Here is a 19,835-nt window from a genome sequence, read left to right as displayed (position 1 = left end):
CCTTGTGATCTGGTTCAGGCGACGTCGGCGAACAGCCACGGTGCCTCCTTGCGGCGGCGTTCCTCGTAGGCGCGGATGGCATCGGCTTGCTGCAGGGTCAGGCCGATGTCGTCCAGGCCGTTCAACAGGCGGTGCTTGCGGGTCGGTTCGATGTCGAAGTGAATCTTCTCCCCGTACTTGGTCGTGATCAGCTGTTTCTCGAGGTCGACTTCCAGCTGATAGCCGACGCCGTTGGCCTCCTGGAACAGATGGTCGACGGTCTCGGCCGGCAGCACGATGGGCAAGAGGCCGTTCTTGAAGCAGTTGTTGTAGAAGATGTCGGCGAAGCTCGGCGCGATGATGACGCGGAAACCGTAATCCTCCAGCGCCCAAGGCGCATGCTCGCGCGAGGAGCCGCAGCCGAAGTTCTCCCGCGTCAGGAGGATGCGGGCGCGGTAGGCGCGGGGCTGGTTGAGGATGAAGTCCGGATTCAGCGGGCGGTTGCTGCAATCCATGTCCGGCTCGCCGCGATCCAGGTAGCGCCATTCGTCGAACAGGTAGACACCGAAGCCGCTGCGCTTGATCGACTTCAGGAACTGTTTCGGGATGATGGCGTCGGTGTCGATATTCGCGCGGTCCAGCGGTACGACACGGGAGCTGATGTAGCGAAACGATCTCATGACTTGGGTGTCCTCTTGCGTGGCGTGGCGGCGGCATTGGAACCGATCTGTTTGGGCGCGGCCGGCTTTCGCGCGGGGGCGGCCGGCTGGACCGCCGGCGCGGGCGCCGGATCGGCTTCCGCGTGTGCCGTCGCGGTCCGGTCGGCGGCGATCTTTGCCAGCTGGCGGACATCGACGAAATGGCCGCTGACCGCCGCCGCCGCCGCCATGGCGGGACTCACCAGGTGGGTCCGTCCGCCGTAGCCCTGGCGGCCCTCGAAATTGCGGTTGGAGGTGGAGGCGCAGCGTTCGCCGGCCTCCAGGCGGTCCGCGTTCATCGCCAGGCACATGGAGCAGCCCGGATCGCGCCATTCGAAGCCGGCTTCGACGAAGATGCGGTCCAGCCCCTCGGCCTCGGCCTGCCGCTTGACCGGCCCCGAGCCGGGCACCACCATGGCCAGCTTGACATTCGCGGCCACCTTGCGCCCCTGGGCAATCTCGGCCGCGGCACGCAGGTCCTCGATGCGGCCGTTGGTGCACGAGCCGATGAAGACCTTGTCGATGTGGACCTCGCGGATCGGCGTGCCGGGTTCGAGGCCCATGTAGTGCAGGGCGCGGCTCATGCTGTCGCGCTTGACGGCGTCCTTCTCCTGCTGCGGGTCGGGCACCTTGTCGCCGATGGCGACGACCATCTCCGGCGATGTGCCCCAGGTTACCTGCGGCTGGATCTCGGCGGCGTTGATTTCGATCACCGCGTCGAAGGTCGCGTCGGGGTCGCTGTGCAGGTTCATCCAGTGGTCGACCGCCCGGTCCCACGCCGCGCCGGTGGGCGCAAAGCGGCGGCCCTTGAGGTAGTCGATGGTGGTCCTGTCGACGCCGATCAGACCGGCGCGGGCACCGGCCTCGATGGCCATGTTGCAGAGGGTCATGCGGCCTTCCATGCTCAGGCCCTGGACGGCGCTGCCGGCAAACTCGATGGTGTAGCCGGTACCGCCGGCGGTGCCGATGCGGCCGATCACGGCGAGGATGATGTCCTTGGCGGTGATGCCGGGACCCAGCTGCCCGTCGATGCGCACCAGCATGCTCCTGGACTTGCGCTGCACCAGGCACTGGGTGGCCAGCGCGTGCTCGACCTCGGAGGTGCCGATGCCGAAGGCCAGCGCGCCGAAGGCGCCGTGGGTGGCGGTATGCGAGTCGCCGCAGACGATGGTCATGCCGGGCAGGGTGGCGCCCTGTTCCGGCCCCATGACGTGGACGATGCCCTGGCGCTCGTCGGCCATGTCGAATTCGAGGATGCCGAATTCCTTGCAGTTGCTGTCCAGCGCCTCGATCTGCACGCGCGCTACCGGATCGGCCACGCCCTGGTCGCGACCCTTGGTCGGCACGTTGTGGTCCGCCGTCGCCAGGTTGGCGCCCACCCGCCAGGGCTTGCGGCCGCTCAGGCGCAGGCCTTCGAAGGCCTGCGGCGAGGTTACCTCGTGCAGCAGCTGACGATCGATGTAGATGAGCGCCGAGCCATCGGGTTCGGTGCAGACCACATGGGCGTCCCACAGTTTGTCGTATAGCGTTTTACCGGCCATAGGCGTTGGGTCTCAGGTCTTGGGTGAATGGGGCGTCGATTGCGGTGCGTGGCTGTCAGGGAATCCGGGGACTCAGCGCAGTGCCGCAAGGAGGCGCTCGGTGATGGCTTCCACGTTGCCGATGCCGTCGATGCTGGCGAACCGGACGGCTCCCTGCGCGGCCTTCTGCTGGTAGTAACCGACCAGCGGCCGGGTCTGTTCATGGTAGATGGCGAGGCGCTTGCGCACCGTTGCCTCGCTGTCGTCGTCGCGCTGGATCAGAGGTTCGCCGGTGACATCGTCCCTGTCCGCCTCGCGTGGCGGGTTGAAGACCACATGATAGGTCCGTCCCGAGGCCGGATGTACCCGCCGGCCGCTCATGCGCGCCACGATGGTTTCGTCGTCGACCATGAATTCCACCACGTGATCGATGGCGATGCCCATGTGCTCAAGGCCATCGGCCTGAGCGATGGTGCGCGGGAAGCCGTCGAGCAGGAAGCCGTTGCGGCAGTCGTCGGCCTGGATGCGTTCCTTGATCAGGCCGAGGATGATGTCATCCGATACCAGGAGCCCGGCATCCATGATCTTCTTGGCTTCCAGGCCCAGCGACGTGCCGGCGCGGACCGCGGCGCGCAGCATGTCGCCGGTGGAAATCTGGGGGATGCCGAATTTCTCGGTGATGGCCTGGGCCTGGGTGCCTTTTCCCGAACCCGGGGCGCCCAGAAGGATGACTCGCATGACAACGCCTCCCGCGTCAAAAGTGCGCGATTTTGTCACAACTGCCTGTGAGTGTCACAGATTGGGCATTGCCCTCGGGGTCAGGCGCGATGCGGGGCCGGTGGCCGGGTTGCAGTGTCTCCAGCCGCCAGGTCGGCCACCAGGCGGGCTGCCCGGCGTGGAAGGCCAGCCCGGCGACACCGCCCGCGACCAGCGCGGAATCGATGCCGAAGTGCCACGCGCCGCGGATGTCGGTCTCGATCTGGTCGCCGATCATCACCAGGTTACGGCTGCCGGCCCGCCGGGCGGCCTCGGCGAAGATCGGCGTTTCCGGCTTGCCCAGCGGCACGAAGCGGATGTCGGGGCGACCCGGATAGCGCCGCCGCAGTGCTGCCTCCAGCATCAGGGCCAGGGCGCCGCAGGTAATGCCGAAACCCCTGGGTTTCGGGTAGATGAGGTCCGGGTTGGGAAGGATCAGCGGTGGCGATTCGCCGCAGTCGAACTTCTCGATCAGCCGCGACAGGACAGCATCGACGCCCTCGAGGAAGGGGAAGCCGACCTGGTCGCCGATCACCAGCGCATCGAAATCGGCGGTCGGCGGCACCGGTTCGGCGCCGGCCTGCTCGACGTAGCGAAAGGTGCCCTCCGGGCCGAGGATGGCGCAGCGGCAGCCGAGCAGCCCGGCCGCCCGGAGGTAGGGTCCCAGCAGGGAACCGGCGGTGATGATCTGGGTCGGTTGGAGGTCGAGGCCGAAGCGCCGGTAGCGCTCGGCGGCGACTTCCGGCAGGCGCGCCGCCGAGTTGGTGACCACGTAGAACGGCTTGCCCGCCTGCCGCAGCCAGCGCAGCAGCTCCACGGCGCCGGGCAGGGGGCCGTCGGCATGGACCAGCACGCCATAGGCGTCGAACAGCAGGGCCTGATAGCGATCGCTCAGGGCTTCGACGGTGGTAACGGGAACATCGCGCATCATGGGGCGGTGGCAGGTTCGGTGTCGGGATGGCGGCGCGGGCGCTACACTCGCATGGTACGCACAGGGAGATCCGCATGAACCGCAACCTCAACCACTTGGCCACGCAGATCGGGGATTTCTGGGACCGGGGAATCCTACCGGCGCTGACCGAATACATCAAAATTCCGTGCAAGTCGGTGCATTTCGATCCCGACTGGGCGACGAACGGCCATCTGCAGGCGGCGCGCCGCCTGGCGGTCGAGTGGCTGCGGCGGCATGCCCTGCCGGGGGCCATCGTGCACGACCTCGAACTGCCCGGGCGGACGCCGCTGATCCTGGTCGATGTGCCGGGTACCGGCGAGGAAACGGTGCTCATCTACGGGCATCTCGACAAGCAGCCGGAAATGGAGGGCTGGCATCCGGGGCTGGGGCCTTGGCAGCCGGTTCTTCGCGAGGGACGGCTGTATGGCCGTGGCGGCGCCGACGATGGTTATGCGCTGTTCGCGGCGGTGGCGGCGCTGCAGGCCCTGGCCGGCTGCCGCCTGCCGCGCGTCGTCATCCTGATCGAGTTCTCCGAGGAAAGCGGTTCGCCAGACCTGCCGGCCTATCTCGCAGCCCATGGCCACCTGATCGGCCGGCCGGATCTGGTGATTGCCCTCGATTCCGGCGCCGGCGATTACGAGCGGCTGTGGTCGACGACCTCGCTGCGCGGCATGGTCAACGCTGTCGTCGATATCCGGGTGCTGACGGAAAGCGCGCACTCCGGCATGGCCAGCGGCATCGTGCCGTCCTCCCTGCGGATCCTGCGGCGGCTGCTCGACCGCATCGAGGATCCGCAGACCGGCGAGATCCGCCTGCCCGAGCTCAGGGCCGCGATTCCGGCGCAGCGGGTACGGCAGGCCCAGGCCGCGGCCGATATCCTGCAGGACCGGTTGCTGCAAAGCTTCAGCATCGTGCCGGGGCTACAGGCCGCCTGCGAGGCCCCGGTCGAGCAACTGCTCAACAATACCTGGCGACCGACGCTGAGCGTGGTCGGACAGGACGGGCTGCCCCCGCTGCGGTCCGCCGGCAATGTCTTGCGTGCCCACACGGCGTTCAAGCTGTCGCTGCGCCTGCCGCCGACCGTCGACGCACATGCGGCCGAGCAGGCCCTGCGACGCGCCTTGACGGCCGATCCACCCTACGGCGCCCACGTCGCCGTGAGCTTCGAGCAGTCCAGCACCGGCTGGAACGCACCACCCCTGGCGCCCTGGCTGGAAAGCCTGACCGCGGAGGCGTCGCGGCAGTTTTACGGGCAGGATGCCGTGCACGTGGGGCTGGGCGCCAGCATTCCCTTCATGAGCCTGCTCGGCGAGCGGTTTCCCGAGGCGCAGTTCCTGATCACCGGCGTTCTCGGCCCGCTCAGCAATGCGCACGGGCCCAACGAATTCCTGCACATTCCCTATGCCAAGCGGCTGACCTGCTGCGTGGCGCATATCCTCGCGCGGCTGGGCGCCGAGGGCATCCCCGGCTGACGCTTGCGCGATCCTGGGTGGCGTGGCGGTCGGGCCCGATGGCGGCAGTCCCCGCCGGCCCGGCTGCCGACGGCACTGCCGCAGTTCTCAGTAACCGGTTTGAATGGTATTTTTCCAGGCTTGCTCATGCGGGAATCGTACAGCGACACGCCCGCGTCCGCCTGCCAACGCCATGTCATTCCATGAACAATCCTGCCTACCCGACCATTGCCGGACACGCCCAGCTCAAGAGGCTGCGCAATGCCCTGGCCATCATGCATTGCCGGCGCCTGCTGTCCACCTTCCAGAAGGAAGCCGAAGGCACGATTTCCCATGACCAGGCCAAGCGGGTCACCTACCTGACCGAGCTGTTTTCGCGCATCCATCGCGAGATCTTCCAGGACTGGAAGGATCAGGCGATCACCGGCGACCGGCCCGGCACCATGGCCGATGCGGAAAAGCGCAAGCGCTTCCGCGAGGCCATCGAGAGCCTGGTGCTGAACGAGGATGAGAACAAGGATACGGCCCTGTTCGACAACAATGGCTTCGTCATCCGCACCTCCAACATCGCCGAGCGGCTGGCGCGGTTCTACCACACCATGCGCACCATCAAGCCGTTCGGCTATGGCAACAAGCTGACGCTGGATTTCTTCATGATCGCGCTCAGCAACCTGCCGGCCTTCAGCAGCGTCTATGAGCAGGGCCTGGATTTTCGCCGCATCGACGCCCGCGATGCGGCGGTCCTGCACGATTACAACACTCCGCTGGAGGATGTGACCCGGGCCATCCGTCATGCCATGGACCCGACCCGCGCGCGGTCGCTGGAAAACGCGCCGAACGGCTATGGCAAGTGGCCGGAACAGAAGGCCTTCGTGTTCGGCATGCCCTTCCTGCGTCACCGGACGCCGGATGGCATCGATTGCCTGGTCACGGTCAATGGTGGTCTGGTCCCCCTTTCCAGCCTGCGCGAGGAACTGATCCCTCTCGGCATCCACTTCGCCGATTACCCCCTGTCCCTCTCCGAGCACGTCATCGGCTATCTGCCGGGCACCGAAAGCCTGCGCGACCGGCGCGAGATCGACGGCATCCCCATCGGGCCCAACGGCGAGGCGCCGCTGTTCTGTCTGGACGTCAACATCCTGACGGGACTGCGCTCGCCCAGCCATACCGAGTTCGTGGAACTGCTCCATGAATGCACTGGCGAGAAGACCCCGGTGTTCACGCTGGCCAACAACCCGGGATTGCGCGACCGCCTGATCGAGGCCGCCGACGGCGACGAGCGACTGCGCCGCACGGTCGAGATCGCCTTCGAGCGGCTCAGCAACATCGCCAGCAAGCTGGACCGCGTCAAGGCGTCCATCTTCAGCGGCAAGACACCGGCGGAAACGCCGATCCTGTTTCTCTGCATGGGCGGCGCCGGTGCCGGCAAGACGGCCGTGGAGGAAATCGCCCGCTCCCGCTGCGGCGACAATTTCGTCGTTGCCTCGCTGGACGAATTTCGCAAGCAGAGCGATCTCTACCTGGTCCTGACGGCGGCCAACCATCACAGCGACGACTACATCTACGTGGAGCCGTTTGCCAACAGCCTGCGTGACTGGGTCGCGAGCCAGGCGCGGCAGGACCGCATCAATCTGCTCTACGATGGCACCAGCATTCCCTACATCCCGCGCTACTCGGGCATCGTCGACAACTTCAAGGCGGCCGGCTTCAAGACCCTGATCGCCGCCGTCGACGCCTTCATCGTCAAGCCGCGCGGACGCGAGGACGAACTGCCGCGCGAGGCCGCCATCGGCAGCGTCAAGCACCGTTTCGAGAAGACTGGCCGCGCCCTGCCCTGGGTCGTCGCGGTCGACAAGCACATACGGGCGCCCGGCGCCTTCCTCGATGCGCTGGAGCACACGGCGCTGGACAAACTGTCGCTGTTCGCCAACGACGGCGAGATGGACCGCCATTACCTGGTCGCCGAGACCTTCGCGTTCTCCGGCGAGGAGGTACGTTCGCTCCAGGACGCGCAGCGCGAGGGCCGGTTGGCCGACTTCCTGCGAGGGCTGATCCGCACGCGGCCGGGTTCCATCCTCGGCAGCCTGGCCGGCGGCGACGATGCCCGCCTGCAGGAGCTGATCGCCCGCATTCCGGCCTGGAGCGAGGCCAATGTGGGCTACCAGGTCTACAGCTACCAGAGCGAGCACCGCGTGCTGGCGGTCTACAACGTTCGCCGCATGGTGGATTTTCTCGAGAAGGGGCAACTCAACCCGAACGCCTCCGGGGAGGAGGGCCTGCTGCACAAGCATGCCTCCCTGTCCTTCCACATCGACCCGCGCACGCCCGAGCCCTGGATCATCCGCCTGCAGGATTCCTCCACCGCCAAGAGCTAACGGCGTGATCGACTGAACCGGCTCGGGCAGGCGATGGGGGTCGCGTCAACCCGGCAGGTGCGGATCGGGTCGGCCGGTGGGAACTTTTCCAGGTCGAACGGATACGCGAGCGTGGTTTTTTATTGAGCTCCCGGTCATTTTTGAGTACCCTGCCGAGGTTTTTTGCGGTCGTGCACGGTCTGTTAACTCAGGTTCAACACATCTGGCAAGCGCGCTGAGCGGGGTCGCGCAGGGGGTGGACGCGCGCCCGTTGGCATGCCGCAAAGCACCGGGCTGCGTCCGGCAAGACAAATTCAAAATAACTACAGAGAGGTAGACATCGTGTTGCAAGCTAATGCATCAGTGACCATCGCATTGCTGATGGGACTGGCCGGGGTATGGTACGTGCTCTGGCAATTCAAGCGCGTGCTCAGTTGCGACCAAGGCAACGACACCATGCGCAACATCGCCCTGGCCATCCAGGAGGGTGCGTCCGCATTCTTGAACCGGGAATACCGGGTGCTCGGCATGTTCGTCGCCGTCGTCGCCATCGTCATCACCGTCTTCCTGCAATGGCAGACCGCGCTGTCGTTCATCATCGGCGCCATCGCCTCGGCCGGCGCCGGCTACCTCGGCATGTACGTGGCGGTACGCGCCAACGTGCGCACCGCGGCGGCGGCCAGCAAGGGCCTGCACGAAGGTCTGCGGGTGGCTTTCGGCAGCGGCGCCATCATGGGCATGTCGGTGGTCAGCTTCAGCCTCTTGGGCATGACCCTGCTGTTCCTGTACTTCAACGGCGATCCCAACCAGATGACCTACATCACCGGCTTCGGCTTCGGCGCCAGCAGCATCGCGCTGTTCGCCCGCGTCGGTGGCGGCATCTACACCAAGGCCGCCGATGTCGGCGCCGACCTGGTGGGCAAGGTCGAGCAGGGCATCCCCGAGGATGATCCCCGCAATCCGGCGGTCATTGCCGACAACGTCGGCGACAACGTTGGCGATGTCGCCGGCATGGGCGCCGACCTGTTCGAGAGCTACAGCGGCTCCATCATCGCCGCCGCCGCCCTGGGCGCGAGCCTGGGCGCCAATGCCATGGCCTTCATCGGTCTGCCGTTCCTGGTTGCCGCGGTCGGCGTCGTCGCTTCGCTGTTCGGCATCTACATGGTCATCGGCGGCGACGAAGCCATCAAGCTGCCGGCCTGCTTGACCAAGCACATCGACAAGTACGTCCACAAGATCGACGAGAACGCTAGCCTGGAAGACCTGCTGCACGCCCTGCGTCGCTCGGTCTGGGGTGCGTCCGTGGTGATCCTGGGCCTGTCGCTGGCCGCGGTGCTGCTGACCGGCGTGAGCTTCAACTACTGGCTGGTGATCCTGGTCGGTCTGGTGGCGGGCAACGGTATCGCCTACGTGACCGAGTACTACACCTCCTACACCGAGAAACCGGTCAAGTCGATTTCCAACGCCTGCCAGACCGGCGCCGCCACCACCATCATCCAGGGCACCGCCGTCGGCATGATGAGTACCGCCATTCCGGTCCTGATCACCGCCGTCGCCATCCTGCTGAGCATCTGGCTGGGCATGAAGGCCGATGGCAGCATCACTGCCGGCCTCTATGCCGTCGCTCTGGCCGGTGTCGGCATGCTCAGCACCCTGGGCGTGACCCTCGCGACCGACGCCTATGGTCCCGTGGCCGACAACGCCGGCGGCATCGCCGAGATGAGCCATCTGCCCAAGGAAGTCCGCGAGCGTACCGACGCCCTCGACAGCCTCGGCAACACCACAGCTGCCACCGGCAAGGGCTTTGCCATCGGTTCCGCGGTACTGACCGCGCTGGCTCTGCTGGCCGCCTATGTCACTGCCGCCAAGGTGGAATCGCTCAATATCCTCAGCCCGACCATGCTGCCGGGCATCCTGATCGGCGCGATGATGCCGTACTTCTTCTCGGCGCTCACCATGACCGCCGTGGGCAAGGCCGCGCATGACATCGTTCTCGAGGTACGCCGTCAGTTCAAGGAAATTCCCGGCATCATGGAAGGCACCGGCAAGCCCGACTATGCCGCCTGCGTGGGCATCAGCACCGAGGGCGCCCTGAAGCAGATGATGCTGCCCGGCGCCCTGGCGGTCATCGTGCCGCTGGCGGTGGGCATGATCCTTGGCAAGGAAGCGCTGGCTGGCCTGCTGGTCGGCACCACCGCTTCCGGCTTCCTGCTGGCGGTCATGATGGCCAATGCCGGTGGCGCCTGGGACAACGCCAAGAAGTGGATCGAGACCGGCGAGTATGGCGGCAAGGGCTCCGACGCCCACAAGGCGGCCGTGGTCGGCGATACCGTTGGCGACCCCTTCAAGGACACCTCCGGTCCGTCGCTGAACATCCTGATCAAGCTGATGAGCATCGTCAGCCTGGTGTTCGCATCCGCCTTCGGCTCGGGCTGGTTCAGCTTCTGAGCCCCGGTCGGCCGTCGGGGCGCTTCGCGCGCCTCCGGCGGCCGGCTTGCCGGGTGTCCGGGCATCCCTAGGACGCCCACCGGATTTCCCGTCCCTCGCCAGGGGGGGCGGGAAATTTTCGTTTCCAGCCCATTCCCAGCCCTCAGCGGCCCTCGCGCCGACTCGCACGGCCCGCGCGGCCGATCGCCTTTGACCTCACGAGCCATCGACCATGTCTGCATCCGCGAAAGCCAAAACCTATTTCCTGGAGCCCAACCGGGATTACCGTACCGATAGCCTGCGCAAGGGCGCGGCGTTCTCCGAGGAGGAGATACGCCTCGATACCGCCAAGCATTACGACGACTGCTACTGGGACTACCGTACCGCCTGGTTCGACAACGAGAACCTGGCTCTGCATTACGGCTACTGGGAAGAAGGCATCAGGACCCACAGTCAGGCCCTGCTGAACAAGAACCGCATCATGGCTGTCACCGCCGGCATCCAGCCCACCGACCATGTGCTGGATGCCGGCTGCGGCATCGGCGGCAGCTCCATCTGGCTGGCCAAGCACATCGGCTGCCGGGCCACCGGCATCACCGTCAGTGCCGAGCAGGTGCGCCACGCGCGTCGCAATGCCGAACGCCATGGTGTGGCCGACAGGGTGCATTTCGAGGTTGCCGACTTTCTCAAGACGCCATTTCCGGACGAGTCATTCGACGTGGTCTGGGCCGTCGAAAGCAGCTGCTATGCCGTGGACAAGCGCGACTTCTTTCGCGAGGCCTACCGGCTGCTGAAGGAGGGTGGCACGCTGATCGCCTGCGATGGCTACGCCACGCGGCGGGATTTCGACGAGGAGGAGTGGCAGGCCGTCATGGACTGTCTCAACGGCTGGGCCGTACCGAACCTCGCCAGCGTCGAGGAATTCCAGGCGGGTCTGGAGGAATGCGGATTCCGGAACGTGCAGGTTACCGAGGCAACCCAGGAAACCCTGCCCTCGGCCCGCCGCATGTATCTGACGGCGCTCTGGACCTACCCGATGCAGACGCTGATGCAGGTGCTGGGCCTGCGCAAGAAGGCGCAGACCGCCAACTTCAAGGTCGCGCTGGCGCAATGGAAGGTTTTCCATGGCGGCCTGGTGCGCTATTGCCTGTTCCGGGCCACCAAGCCGGCCTGAGCCGGTGGCCCGGGGAGGCGCGGCGTCGCCTACTTGATGAAGCGCAGCCGGTTGGCGTTGGTGACGACGGTCACGGATGACATCGCCATCGCCGCGCCGGCGATCATCGGGTTCAGCAGCAGGCCGAACAGCGGGTACAGCAGCCCGGCGGCGACCGGAATGGCCAGCACGTTGTAGATGAAAGCGCCCAGGAGATTCTGCTTGATGTTGCGGACAGTGGCGCGCGACAGCCGGATGGCTTCCGGCACTTTGGTCAGCGAGCCGCTCATCAGCACCACGTCGCCGCTTTCGATGGCGATGTCGGTGCCCGTGCCGATGGCGAAACCGACGTTCGCCTGCGCCAGGGCCGGCGCATCGTTGATGCCGTCGCCGACCATGCCCACGGCCTCGCCCTGCGTCTGCAGGGCCTTGACGACGGCGGCCTTGTCCTGCGGCAGCACCTGCGCGCGGACCTCGTCGATGCCCGCCTCGCGGGCGATGGCCCCGGCCGTGATCTCGTTGTCGCCGGTCACCATCAGCAGGCGGATGCCCAGTTCGCGCAGGGCGGCGATGGCGGCGCGCGAATCCGGCTTGATCGGGTCGGCGACCGACAAAAGGCCCACCGCCCGGCCACCGACTGCCAGCATCACCGGCGTCTGACCTGCCGCGGCCAGCTCGTCGAGCCGCTTTGCCAGGCTGCCGCCCGCGATGCCTGCGTTCGTCATCAGCGGCAGGTTGCCGAGCAGCACGGCCTTGCCCTCGATCTCGCCACGCACGCCGTGTCCTGCCAGCGCGCCGAAGCCGGCCACCGGCAGCAGCGTGGTCTGGCGCTCTGCGGCGCCGGCCAGGATGGCGGCGGCCAGCGGATGCTCGGACCCCTGCTCCAGGCTGGCCGCCCATTGCAGGACGCTTGCCTCGGTCCAGTCCCCACTGGCTTCGATGCGCACCAGCCGCGGTTTGCCTTCGGTGACGGTGCCGGTCTTGTCCAGCACCAGGGTGGTCAGTCCCCCCGCGCTTTGCAGCGCGTCGCCCTGGCGGATCAGGATCCCGGCCTGGGCCGCCCGGCCGACCGCCACCATGATGGAGATCGGCGTCGCCAGCCCGAGCGCGCAGGGGCAGGCGATGACCAGTACGGTCATGGCGGTCACGAAGGCGTAGCCGGAAGCCGGGGCCGGGCCGAGGTTCCACCAGACCAGGAAGGTCAGCGCGGAAATCGCCACCACCACCGGCACGAACACGGCGGCAATCCGGTCGACCAGCCGCGCGATCTCGGGTTTGCTGGCCTGGGCGTTGCGGACACTGGCGATGATCTGCGCCAGCACCGTGTCGCGGCCGATACGGGTGGCCTTGAAGAGGAACGAACCGGTCTGGTTCAGGGTGCCGCAGACAACCTCGTCGCCGGGATTCTTTTCCACCGGCATCGGCTCGCCGGTCAGCATCGACTCGTCGACGCTGGAATGGCCCTCGATGACTTCGCCATCGACGGGAATCTTTTCCCCCGGCCTGACCCGCAGCACCTCGTCGAGACCGACCTCGGCGATGGCGATGTCCATTTCCTGCCCGTCGCGGATGACCCGGGCGGTGCGCGGCTGCAGGCCGATGAGGGCACGGATTGCCGAGGAGGTGCGACCCCGGGCGCGCATTTCCAGCGCGCCGCCCAGGTTGATGAACGCCAGGATGGTGACGGCTGCCTCGAAGTAGGCGTGACGGCTCATCGGCGGCAGGCTGTCGGAGAAGATGATGGCGGCGGTGGAGTAGAACCAGGCGGCACCGGTACCGAGGGCGATCAAGGTATCCATGTTGGCCTGGCGATGTTCCAGGCTCTTGATGGCGCCACGGAAGAAATGCCCACCCGAGTAGCGCATGACCGCGAAGGTCAGCGCCGAGATCACGATCCAGAACAGCCCCGCCAGCGGTTCGCCGAGCATCGGCAGCCAGTGGAAATGCTCGGCCACCATCAGCGGGACGCCGAGCAGGGCGGCGACGCCGGCCTTGTGCAACAGTTCCCGGTAACGGTCCATCTCGAGGTGCTCCTGCGCCGCCGGGTCTTCCAGGCCCTCCATGACCGCGCCGTCATAGCCGGCATCCTGCAGGGCCATTTTCAGGGTTTCCGGCGCGACCTGGCCACGCACCAGCGCGGTATGATCGGCGAAACTGACATCCGCCGCGTCCACGCCGGGCGTGTTGCGCAGGGCGGTTTCCACCGCCTCGACGCAGCCGGCGCAGCGCATGCCGGCGATGGACAGGCGGATGGGTTTGGCGATATCAACGGTGGGGGACGACATAAGGGAATCCTCCGGCGCGGTGGGCGGGCGGCGTTCGGCCCGGTGTAGGCTAGACCCGGGACTATAAAACAAAAGCGGGCTGTCCGGCGCATGACCATCGTTCGGCCAGCAGTTGCAGGGCTTGAGCCGGCTGGGGTTAGAGTTGAAGGCGGGCAATCGTTATACTCTTCAAGTTTTTATCCTGATGCGACAACCACTGTCCCGGACGAGATGCACTTTGCCGACTCATCCGCCCTTGCCATGGCCGATCCGGCCCTGCGGTCTGCTTGATCGCTCCGTCTGCCTGACGCCCACCTCATCGAGAACCGCAACTTGACTGCCAAGACACCCGGAAAAGCCAAGCTCAAGGATCCGTTCGCCGAACGCGAGGCCAGCAAGTACGAACGCCCCATTCCCAGTCGGGAGCTGATCCTGGAGGTGATGAAACAGCAGGGCGTGCCCCTGGCGGGCGAGGAGGTGGCGGGCTTCCTGGAGATCACGGAACCCGATGATCTGGAATCGCTGCGTCGCCGCCTGAATGCGATGGAGCGCGATGGTCAGCTGCTCCGCAACCGGCGCGACCGCTACTGCGTCGTCAACCAGACCGATCTCATCGCCGGCCGGGTCATCGCCCACCCCGATGGCTTCGGTTTCCTGCGCCCGGACGATGGCGGCGAGGACCTCTACCTTTCCTCCAAGGAAATGCGCGCCCTGATGCACGACGACCGGGCGCTGGTCTGCGTGCGCGGGGTCGATCGTCGCGGACGCCGCGAGGGCAGCGTGCTGCAGGTGCTGGAGCGCAAGACCCACCGCATCGTTGGCCGCCTGCACGAGGAGCGTGGCATCTATTTCGTGGTGCCCGACAGCAAGTACATTACCCACGATTTCCTGATTCCCGCCGAATCGCTGGCGAATGCCGTACCCGGCCAGATTGTGGTGGTCGAGGTCATCGAGCAGCCCAGTCGCAAGCGCGACCCCATCGGGTGCATCACCCATGTGCTGGGCGAGCACATGGCGCCGGGCATGGAGATCGAGGTCGCCATCCACAGCTACGATCTGCCCAGCGAGTGGCCGGAGCCGGTGCAGGCCGAGATTCGGTACCTGGGCGAGGAAATTCCCGAGGCGGCCCGCGCGGACCGCGAGGATATCCGGCACCTGCCGCTGATGACCATCGACGGCGAGGACGCGCGGGATTTCGACGATGCGGTTTACTGCGAGCCTGCGGCCAAGGGCTGGAAGCTGCTGGTGGCGATCGCCGACGTTTCCTATTACGTCAGGCCGGATACCGCCCTGGATCAGGAAGCCCAGCGGCGGGGCACCTCGGTCTACTTCCCCAACCGGGTGATACCCATGTTGCCGGAGGTGCTGTCCAATGGCCTGTGCTCCCTGAATCCACAGGTCGACCGGTTGTGCATGGTCTGCGAGATGAGCATCGGCCGCGACGGCACCCTGCTGCGTTCGCGCTTCTTCCAGGGGCTGATGAATTCCCATGCCCGGCTGACCTACACCGAGGTGGCGGCGATCCTGGCCGGCGAGAAAGCGCCGCGTCGCCGCTACCGTACCCTGATTCCGCACATCGAGGAGCTGCACGCGCTCTACCGTGCCCTGCGGCGGGCCCGCGAGGACCGTGCCGCCATCGACTTCGAGACCCAGGAGTCGCGCATCGTCTTCGGCGAGGGCAAGAAGATCGAGAAGATCATTCCGGTCGTGCGCAACGACGCCCACAAGCTGATCGAGGAATGCATGCTGGCCGCCAACACGGCGGCGGCCCGCTTCCTGGAGCGGCACAAGCTGCCCCATCTGGTGCGCATTCACGAAGGACCCGGCGCCGAGCGGCTGGCCGATCTGCGCACGCTGCTGGGGCGGCTGGGCCTGAATCTGGGTGGCGCCGAAAAACCGGAGCCACGGGATTATTGCCGCCTGATCGAGGAGATCGCCGGGCGCCCGGACGAGCACCTGATCCAGACCGTGCTGCTGCGCTCCATGGCGCAGGCCGTCTACAGCCCGGAGCAGAAGGGCCACTTCGGCCTGGCTCTGGACATGTACACCCATTTCACCTCGCCGATCCGCCGCTATCCGGATCTGCTGGTGCACCGCGCCATCCGTCATGCCATCGAGGGCAAGAAGCGCGGCGCGTTCCCCTATGGCACCAATGACATGGCCCAGCTGGGCGAGCACTGCTCCTTCACCGAGCGGCGGGCCGACGAGGCGACGCGCAACGTCGTCGCCTGGCTCAAGTGCGAGTACATGCTCGACAAGCTGGGCGAGGCATTCGACGGGGTCATCTCGTCGGTGACGGCGTTCGGGCTGTTCGTGGAACTGAAGGACATCTTCATCGAGGGGCTGGTGCATGTCGCCAGCCTGGACAAGGATTTCTTCCACTATGATCCCGCCGGCCTCAGCCTCAAGGGCGAGCGGACCGGCATCACCTATCGCATGGGCGACGTGGTCAAGGTCGTGGTGGCGCGCGTCAATCTGGACGACCGCAAGATCGATCTCGAGATCGTCAAGGCGCCCGAGCCGAAGCCGTCTGCCGCAGGGCCCCGCAAGAAGCGGAAGCGGTCCCGTTCATGAAGGCGCGCCGGCGGGTCGCCGGGCTGCATGCGGTCGAGGCGGCCCTGCTGCGCCATCCCGAGCGTATCCTCGCCGCCTGGGTCGACGCCGACCGGGTCGACCGCCGCCTGAGCGCCGTCACCGATGCGCTGGGGCGGCTGGGCATCCGGCCACAGGCGGCGCACAGGGGCCGGCTGGATGCCTTGGCCGAGGGGCAGGCGCACCAGGGCGTGGTGATCGAGATGACCCTGCCCGCGGAACTGGACGAGCATGCGTTGCAAACGGCGCTGGAGGCGCCGGGTCCTGCGCCCCTGTTCCTGGTGCTGGATCATGTCCAGGATCCGCACAACCTGGGGGCCTGCCTCAGGACCGCCGATGCGGCCGGTGTGCAGGGCGTGGTGCTGACCCGGGACCAGGCGGCCGGCATCACGCCGGTGGTGGCCAAGGTCGCCAGTGGTGCCGCCGAGACCATGCCGATCTATCGGGTGACGAATCTGGCGAGAACCCTGGGCTGGTTCAGGGAGGCCGGGCTGTGGCTGGTGGGGGCCGCCGGGGAGGCGGAACGGACGGTCTACGAGGTGGATCTTGCCCTGCCGCTGGTGCTGGTCATGGGAGCGGAGGGCAAGGGCCTGCGGCGCCTGACCCGCGAACGGTGCGATTGGCTGGTGCGGATACCGATGTCGGGCACGGTCGCGAGCCTGAATGTCTCGGTCGCAACCGGCATCCTGCTGTTCGAGGCGGTCCGGCAACGGCGGCAATAGGTTTCGCCAGACGGCGGCGGATCATCAGCCACCGGCAAGTCCGGCCTGGCTGAGATCGATCTCGAGCCCGGGCCTGTCCGGCACGAAGCCCCGCTTGACTATGACGACGTTGAGAGCCAGCAGCGGCAGCAATATCAGCGCCGACATCACCGCAAGCTGGGTGAGTCGCCGCGCGAGATGCCGGGGGTGCAGATTGATCCAGCTCCAGGTATAGATTTCCAGCAGCATGATGTTATGTCCTTGACCCGTTCATGACCTTTCCCTTGACAAAGGTGAGCCCTTGGAAGGCGCGTATGCCCCAGGGTTCCCCCGCAACCGCAGACAGTTTTTGACGCCGAGACCATGACCAAGCCTCTCAACGATACGGTACGCCCCCTGCGGTGGAACGATGACAGCCTGCAGGTGCTGGATCAGCGTCGGTTGCCCGAGACGCTGACGTATCTCATCTGCCGGTCGGCAAACGAGGTGGCCGATGCCATCCGGGATATGGCCGTGCGCGGCGCCCCCGCCATCGGCATTGCCGCTGCCTATGGCGTGGTGCTGGCGGCCCGGGCGCGATGGCGGCAGAACCCCGAGACCTGGCGCGTCGCCATCGAGGCGGACCTGGCCACGCTGGCAAGGTCGCGCCCCACGGCAGTGAATCTCTTCTGGGCGCTGGATCGCATGCGCGAGATCCTGTCCCGACCCACGCAAGATCCGCTGCAGGCCCTGCTTGATGCGGCGAGTGCGATTCACGAGGCGGATATCGAGGCCAATCGCGTCATGGGTGCATGGGGCGCGGCGCAAGTGCAGGATGCCACCGGCTTGCTGACGCACTGCAATACCGGCTCGCTGGCGACGGGCGGCTACGGCACGGCATTGGGCGTCATCCGCAGCGCCTGGGCACAAGGCGGCAAGGCCATCTTCGCCACCGAGACCCGCCCCTGGAACCAGGGCGCGCGGCTGACCGCCTGGGAGCTCAACCAGGATGGCATTCCCGCCACGCTGATCGCGGATTCGGCCGCTGCGCTGCTGATGCGTTCGGGCAAGGTGCAGTGGGTCATCGTCGGAGCCGACCGGATTGCCGCCAACGGCGATACCGCCAACAAGATCGGAACCTATGCCCTGGCGGTCGCCGCCCGGCAGCACGGGGTCCGCCTCATGGTGGTGGCGCCGATGTCCACCATCGACTGGGACACGGCGGTTGGCGAGGCCATCGAGATCGAGGAGCGCGACAGCCGGGAGCTGTTGCCGCCCACCTACCTGGCGCCGGGCAGCGTGATCCGTGCCTGGAATCCCGTTTTCGATGTCACCCCCGCCAGCCTGATCGATGTCCTGGTCACCGAACGTGGCATCGTCCGCCAGCCGTCGATCGAGAGCATGCGGGCCTTGCGTCCGTCGCCGGCGGCCTGACCCGATCTGCCGGGGCGCACGTCACAGCCACATTCACTACTTGATCAGGACCTCAGATGCTAGATTCGAAATTGATCCGCACGGAGCTGGAGCAGGTGGAGGCGCAGCTCGCGCGTCGCGGCTTCCGGCTGGATACCGCCGCTTTCCGCGAGCTCGAGGAGCGTCGCCGCGAGGTGCAGCAGAAGACCCAGTCCCTGCAGAGCGAACGCAACAGCCGGTCGAAGCTGATCGGTCAGGTCAAAGCGCGCGGCGAGGACATCGAGCCGCTGCTGGCCGAGATGCAGGGCTTTGGCGATGAGCTGAAGCGCATGGAGGCAGCGCTCGACGAGATTCAGACGTCGCTCGAGGATATGCTGCTGGGCGTTCCCAACCTTCTTGACGCCGACGTGCCCGACGGGCGCAGCGAGGAGGACAATCGGGAAGTGCATCGCTGGGGCGAACCGCGTGTTTTCGATTTCGAGCCCAAGGATCATGTCGAGTTGGGCGGCACCCTGGGACTGATGGATTTCGAGCTGGCGGCCAGGATAGCCGGTGCGCGCTTCGTGACCCTGTTCGGGCCCCTGTGTCGGTTGCAACGCGCACTGGTGCAGTTCATGCTCGATCTGCATGTGGGGGAGCATGGCTATACGGAGACCTACGTGCCGTTCATGGTCAACGCCGACAGTCTTCGCGGCACCGGCCAGCTGCCCAAGTTCGAGGCCGACCTTTTCCGGCTGGCCACGGAACCGCCCTATTACCTGATTCCGACGGCCGAGGTACCGGTGACCAACCTGGTGCGCGGCGACATCGTCGAAGCCGGCGCCATGCCGCTCAAGTATGTCTGTCACACCCCCTGCTTCCGCAGCGAGGCCGGTTCCTATGGCAAGGACACGCGGGGCATGATCCGGCAGCACCAGTTCGAGAAGGTCGAGCTGGTGCAGATCGTGCCGCCGGAAACCTCCGCCGAGGCGCACGAGGCCCTGACCGGACATGCGGAAGCGGTGTTGCAGCGGCTGGGTTTGCCGTTCCGGCGCGTGTTGCTGTGTGCGGGCGATACCGGTTTTTCCTCGGCCAAGACCTACGATCTGGAGGTCTGGCTGCCGGGGCAGGGCGCCTACCGGGAGATTTCCTCGTGCAGCAATTTCCGCGATTTCCAGGCGCGACGCTTGCAGGCGCGCTGGCGCAATCCCGAGACTGGCAAGCCGGAGCTGGTGCATACCCTGAATGGTTCGGGGCTGGCCGTGGGACGCACTCTGATCGCCATCGTCGAGAACTGCCAGGAGGCCGATGGGCGCATTCGGGTGCCGGATGTTCTGCGTGCCTACATGGGTGGTCTGGAGTTCATCGGATGACGGCCGGCCGGCAGGACGGGATTGAATCGCCAGCGGCATCGTTCGCGGGCGGCGGCGGGGCCCATGCGCTGGAGCTGGCGCTGGCGGATCAGCTCGGGTTCCCGCTTTCGGCGCTGGTTTCCGGGGACAGCGATGAGGCTGGGTTCGCCACCCGGGCGATCCTGCTGGACCAGCGGCGTCAGCTGTTGAGCCAGGCCAACCTCGAGCGGGTGCTGCGCCGTGCGGTGACAGCCGCGGATTCGCG

Annotated in this window: 15 protein-coding genes (1 of these 15 running past the window's edge); 9 read left to right on the top strand and 6 right to left on the bottom strand. The window is 66.5% G+C overall.

The window, feature by feature from the left end; translation table 11 throughout:
• Positions 1-14: 14 nt before the first annotated feature.
• From leuD to ACH5N8_RS12475, 4 genes are all read right to left on the bottom strand, one after another.
• Positions 15-659: a 3-isopropylmalate dehydratase small subunit gene (leuD, locus tag ACH5N8_RS12490; RefSeq protein WP_483281544.1), complete on the bottom strand. Its 645-nt coding sequence runs from the start codon at positions 657-659 to the stop codon at positions 15-17.
• On the bottom strand, positions 656-2,218 hold the full coding sequence (gene leuC, locus ACH5N8_RS12485) for a 3-isopropylmalate dehydratase large subunit (protein ID WP_483281543.1): 1,563 nt from the start codon (positions 2,216-2,218) through the stop codon (positions 656-658). Before leuC ends, leuD begins: the two co-directional genes overlap by 4 nt.
• A 72-nt stretch (positions 2,219-2,290) precedes the next feature.
• Complete coding sequence (gene adk, locus ACH5N8_RS12480; RefSeq protein WP_483281542.1) at positions 2,291-2,935, bottom strand: adenylate kinase; 645 nt, start codon at positions 2,933-2,935, stop codon at positions 2,291-2,293.
• A 16-nt stretch (positions 2,936-2,951) separates the two neighbouring features.
• Positions 2,952-3,884 carry an HAD-IIA family hydrolase gene (locus ACH5N8_RS12475; RefSeq protein ID WP_483281541.1) on the bottom strand — a complete coding sequence of 311 codons (933 nt, stop codon included), beginning with the start codon at positions 3,882-3,884 and terminating at the stop codon, positions 2,952-2,954.
• Positions 3,885-3,958: 74 nt separating this feature from the next.
• Between ACH5N8_RS12475 and ACH5N8_RS12470 the strand changes: the two genes are divergently transcribed.
• The 4 genes from ACH5N8_RS12470 to ACH5N8_RS12455 all read left to right on the top strand — a co-directional run bounded on the left by ACH5N8_RS12470 (position 3,959) and on the right by ACH5N8_RS12455 (position 11,311).
• The gene (locus tag ACH5N8_RS12470) at positions 3,959-5,377 is read left to right on the top strand and encodes a M20/M25/M40 family metallo-hydrolase (protein ID WP_483281540.1); all 1,419 of its coding nucleotides are present in this window, start codon (positions 3,959-3,961) and stop codon (positions 5,375-5,377) included.
• A gap of 182 nt (positions 5,378-5,559) precedes the next feature.
• Complete coding sequence (locus ACH5N8_RS12465) at positions 5,560-7,731, top strand: zeta toxin family protein (RefSeq protein WP_483281539.1); 2,172 nt, start codon at positions 5,560-5,562, stop codon at positions 7,729-7,731.
• Between the two features lie 360 nt (positions 7,732-8,091).
• Positions 8,092-10,158: a sodium-translocating pyrophosphatase gene (locus tag ACH5N8_RS12460; RefSeq protein ID WP_460027405.1), complete on the top strand. Its 2,067-nt coding sequence runs from the start codon at positions 8,092-8,094 to the stop codon at positions 10,156-10,158.
• Positions 10,159-10,369: 211 nt separating this feature from the next.
• On the top strand, positions 10,370-11,311 hold the full coding sequence (locus ACH5N8_RS12455) for a class I SAM-dependent methyltransferase (protein ID WP_483281538.1): 942 nt from the start codon (positions 10,370-10,372) through the stop codon (positions 11,309-11,311).
• Positions 11,312-11,340: 29 nt separating this feature from the next.
• Here the strand turns inward: ACH5N8_RS12455 and ACH5N8_RS12450 are convergent, their stop codons facing one another.
• Positions 11,341-13,575, bottom strand: a complete 2,235-nt coding sequence (locus tag ACH5N8_RS12450; RefSeq protein WP_483281537.1) for a heavy metal translocating P-type ATPase — start codon at positions 13,573-13,575, stop codon at positions 11,341-11,343.
• A gap of 312 nt (positions 13,576-13,887) precedes the next feature.
• On the opposite strand from ACH5N8_RS12450, the gene rnr reads away from it, so the two are divergent.
• Together rnr and rlmB are read left to right on the top strand one after the other, a co-directional pair.
• Entirely contained in the window at positions 13,888-16,128 is a 2,241-nt protein-coding gene (gene rnr / locus ACH5N8_RS12445; RefSeq protein ID WP_483281536.1) for a ribonuclease R, read from the top strand.
• Positions 16,125-16,868 (top strand): 23S rRNA (guanosine(2251)-2'-O)-methyltransferase RlmB, encoded by a 744-nt coding sequence (gene rlmB / locus ACH5N8_RS12440; protein ID WP_483281535.1) that lies wholly within the window; start codon positions 16,125-16,127, stop codon positions 16,866-16,868. The genes rnr and rlmB overlap by 4 nt, the downstream gene beginning before the upstream one ends.
• A 24-nt stretch (positions 16,869-16,892) precedes the next feature.
• On the opposite strand, the gene ACH5N8_RS12435 is transcribed toward rlmB, so the two are convergent.
• Positions 16,893-17,096: a hypothetical protein gene (locus ACH5N8_RS12435; RefSeq protein WP_483281534.1), complete on the bottom strand. Its 204-nt coding sequence runs from the start codon at positions 17,094-17,096 to the stop codon at positions 16,893-16,895.
• A 114-nt stretch (positions 17,097-17,210) separates the two neighbouring features.
• Here ACH5N8_RS12435 and mtnA point away from each other — a divergent pair, with 114 nt between their 5' ends.
• The 3 genes in view from mtnA to ACH5N8_RS12420 are tightly spaced (at most 56 nt apart) and all read left to right on the top strand, a layout consistent with a single transcriptional unit that may run on beyond the window.
• Complete coding sequence (gene mtnA / locus ACH5N8_RS12430; RefSeq protein WP_483281533.1) at positions 17,211-18,260, top strand: S-methyl-5-thioribose-1-phosphate isomerase; 1,050 nt, start codon at positions 17,211-17,213, stop codon at positions 18,258-18,260.
• A 56-nt stretch (positions 18,261-18,316) separates the two neighbouring features.
• Positions 18,317-19,591 (top strand): serine--tRNA ligase, encoded by a 1,275-nt coding sequence (gene serS / locus ACH5N8_RS12425; RefSeq protein ID WP_483281532.1) that lies wholly within the window; start codon positions 18,317-18,319, stop codon positions 19,589-19,591.
• On the top strand, positions 19,588-19,835 hold the 5' portion of the coding sequence (locus ACH5N8_RS12420; RefSeq protein WP_483281531.1) for a DUF2806 domain-containing protein. Its footprint extends 613 nt past the window's final position; only the first 248 of its 861 coding nucleotides appear in the window; its start codon is at positions 19,588-19,590; the stop codon falls past the right edge of the window. Before serS ends, ACH5N8_RS12420 begins: the two co-directional genes overlap by 4 nt.

The organism is Methyloparacoccus sp. NF-16 (genome assembly GCF_056880625.1).
The sequence above is the reverse complement of the archived record's forward strand: the minus strand, read 5'-3'. Positions and strand labels throughout refer to the sequence as shown.

Coding starts and splice junctions, on each gene's coding strand:
- leuD (WP_483281544.1), bottom strand. CDS start 659: ATGAGATCGTTTCGCTACATCAGCTCCCGTGTCGTACCGCTGGACCGC.
- leuC (WP_483281543.1), bottom strand. CDS start 2,218: ATGGCCGGTAAAACGCTATACGACAAACTGTGGGACGCCCATGTGGTC.
- adk (WP_483281542.1), bottom strand. CDS start 2,935: ATGCGAGTCATCCTTCTGGGCGCCCCGGGTTCGGGAAAAGGCACCCAG.
- ACH5N8_RS12475 (WP_483281541.1), bottom strand. CDS start 3,884: ATGATGCGCGATGTTCCCGTTACCACCGTCGAAGCCCTGAGCGATCGC.
- ACH5N8_RS12470 (WP_483281540.1), top strand. CDS start 3,959: ATGAACCGCAACCTCAACCACTTGGCCACGCAGATCGGGGATTTCTGG.
- ACH5N8_RS12465 (WP_483281539.1), top strand. CDS start 5,560: ATGAACAATCCTGCCTACCCGACCATTGCCGGACACGCCCAGCTCAAG.
- ACH5N8_RS12460 (WP_460027405.1), top strand. CDS start 8,092: ATGGGACTGGCCGGGGTATGGTACGTGCTCTGGCAATTCAAGCGCGTG.
- ACH5N8_RS12455 (WP_483281538.1), top strand. CDS start 10,370: ATGTCTGCATCCGCGAAAGCCAAAACCTATTTCCTGGAGCCCAACCGG.
- ACH5N8_RS12450 (WP_483281537.1), bottom strand. CDS start 13,575: ATGTCGTCCCCCACCGTTGATATCGCCAAACCCATCCGCCTGTCCATC.
- rlmB (WP_483281535.1), top strand. CDS start 16,125: ATGAAGGCGCGCCGGCGGGTCGCCGGGCTGCATGCGGTCGAGGCGGCC.
- ACH5N8_RS12435 (WP_483281534.1), bottom strand. CDS start 17,096: ATGCTGCTGGAAATCTATACCTGGAGCTGGATCAATCTGCACCCCCGG.
- mtnA (WP_483281533.1), top strand. CDS start 17,211: ATGACCAAGCCTCTCAACGATACGGTACGCCCCCTGCGGTGGAACGAT.
- serS (WP_483281532.1), top strand. CDS start 18,317: ATGCTAGATTCGAAATTGATCCGCACGGAGCTGGAGCAGGTGGAGGCG.